We start from the raw sequence: 2,471 nt of genomic DNA, 5'->3' as shown, positions 1-2,471 counted from the left end.
CTTCTACCTGCACCGCAACTTCACCAATAACAACGCGCCCGTGTCTGAAGTGCATAGTTGGTCTCAGGGTTTCGATGCGCAGTTCACCTCCGGTTACACCGATACTGCCTTGGCAATCGGCCTGGATATGGATGCGCAATACGCCGTGCGCCTGGATTCGTCGGGTAACGATGGTACGCTGCCTTACAGCGTCAGCAAGCAGCAGACGGCCCCTGAATACAGTCGCGCCGGTGCGACCTTCAAGGCGCGCTACAGCAAGACCGAGTTGAAGGTCGGTGATATTCGCCCGCAATTGCCGGTGGCGTTCGATGACACCAGTCGGCAGTTGGACACCATCTACCAAGGGGCCGTGGTCGAGTCCAAGGAAGTCGATGGATTGACGCTGACCGGTGGCCGTTTCTGGACTGCCGTTACACGGGAGTCTTCTAACCACGGGAAACTATACAAACTTGGCACCCCCGCCAATCTCGACAGTGACGGCCTGGACTTTGGCGGCGCAACTTAYGACATTACCAAGAACTTACAAGTCAGTTACTTCTATGGCGTCTTGCAGGATATTTATCAGCAGCATTATTTTGGCCTGATGCACATGGCTGATCTGGGCAATGGCTACAAACTTAAAACCGACTTGCGCTACTTCAATAACAATGAAGCCGGCAGTGCTTTGGACGGTGAGATTGACAACCGTTCCTACGGCGCCTTGTTCAGCTTGCTCAAGAGTGCACACATGTTTGGCCTCAGTTACCAGCGCATGCTCGGTGACAGCGTGTTCCCGACGATGAACGGTTATATCCCGCAACCCTACCTGGTGCATTGGGGATCGGTGGGATTTGTTCGTCCCGGTGAAAGGTCCTGGGGCGCGCGCTACAGCTATGACTTTGCCGGGATGGGCGTGCCAGGGCTGAAGTTCGTCACCCGTTACTACAAGGGAACCCACTGGGACCGCGGCGGCAACCTGAGCGACAACGAGGAAAGCGAGCGTTATCTGGGGCTCAACTACGTGGTGCAGAGCGGGGCGCTGCAAGGCCTTGGCCTGGACCTGCGCAACATCGATGTGCAACAGAAGTACGGCTCCGACTACAACGAGTTCCGTTTCGCCACGACTTACACCTGGAAGTTCTGGTAAGCGTTGTCGCAGGGCGCGACTCGCTGGTGTTTTACCCCATAACAATAAGAGGCCTGACTATGCGTGAACCCAACGTTTTTTACATCTCTCATGCAATCCGCTCGCCGATGGCGGGCATCTGCCCCGCAACTTCCCAGTCGGTGTCTTGCACACCGTCACCCGGCGCGTCACGCGCTTGAGCGGATTCCAAGAGGAGCAATCACTAATGAATATTCAGGTCGATAACGCGGTCTTGCAGAAGAAGAAAACCTACATTTACGAGTGGTACGTGGTGGGCCTGTGCATGATTGCCTACATCTTTTCATTCGTGGATCGGCAGATCCTGGCGCTGATGATCGAGCCGATCAAAGCCGACCTGCAGATCAGCGACACCCAGTTCAGCTTGCTGCACGGGCTGGCCTTTTCGTTGTTCTACGCGTTCATGGGCATGCCCATTGCCTATCTGGCCGACCGCTTCTCCCGGTCGAAGATCATCGCCGTCGGTGTGGTGTTCTGGAGTCTGGCGACTGCCGCCTGTGGCCTGAGCAAGAACTTCCTGCAGATGTTCCTCGCCCGCATCGGCGTCGGCGTCGGCGAAGCGGCCTTGTCGCCTTCGGCCTACTCGATGTTCAGCGATATGTTCCCCAAGGAAAAACTCGGCCGTGCCGTGGGCATCTACTCGATCGGCTCGTTCGTCGGTGGCGGTCTGGCGTTTCTGGTCGGCGGCTATGTGATCGCCATGCTCAAGGACATGAACACCATCGAGGTCGCCTTTCTAGGCGCGATGAAGGCCTGGCAACTGGCGTTCTTCATCGTCGGCCTGCCCGGCATCCTGGTCGGCCTGTTGATCTGGCTCACCGTGCGCAACCCGGCGCGCAAAGGCCTGCAGGTCGATGCGCAGGGGCGGGCGAAGAAGGTCGCGATGAGCGATGGCTTCCGTTTCCTCGGCCGCCACCGTGCCACTTTCACCTGCCATTACCTGGGCTTTTCTTTTTRCGCCATGGTCCTTTTCTGCATGATGAGCTGGAGCCCGGCGCTGTATATCCGCAAGTTCGGCCTGTCGCCGATGGAGGCGGGCTACATGCTCGGCACCGTGCTGTTGCTGGCCAACACCGCCGGGGTGTTGTTCGGTGGATGGCTGACTGATTATCTGGCCAAGAAAGGTCATCAGGACGCTGCCATGCGCACTGGAGTCATCGGTGCCCTCGGCATGGCGGTGCCGGCCGTGCTGTTCCCCCAAGCCGATCAACTGTGGCTGTCAGTCACCCTGCTGGTGCCGGCGATGTTCTTCGCCTCGTTCCCGATGCCGGCGTCCACGGCGGCAATGCAGATCCTCGCGCCGAATCAGGTACGCGCGCAGGTCTCG

The 2,471-nt window shown here is 58.3% G+C and carries 2 protein-coding genes; both read left to right on the top strand.

Annotated elements, in window-relative coordinates; all coding sequences use genetic code 11:
* Positions 1-1,126, top strand: a 1,126-nt coding sequence (locus tag AC1DRJ_RS24400) for an OprD family outer membrane porin (RefSeq protein WP_477804413.1), incomplete at its 5' end; no start/stop codon positions are given.
* Between the two features lie 205 nt (positions 1,127-1,331).
* Positions 1,332-2,471 (top strand): spinster family MFS transporter (locus tag AC1DRJ_RS24395; RefSeq protein WP_477804412.1); only part of this gene is annotated, 1,140 nt, incomplete at its 3' end.

The sequence above is a fragment of the Pseudomonas sp. P5_B2 genome, assembly GCF_056400445.1.
This window is presented reverse-complemented; position numbering and strand designations above follow the sequence as displayed.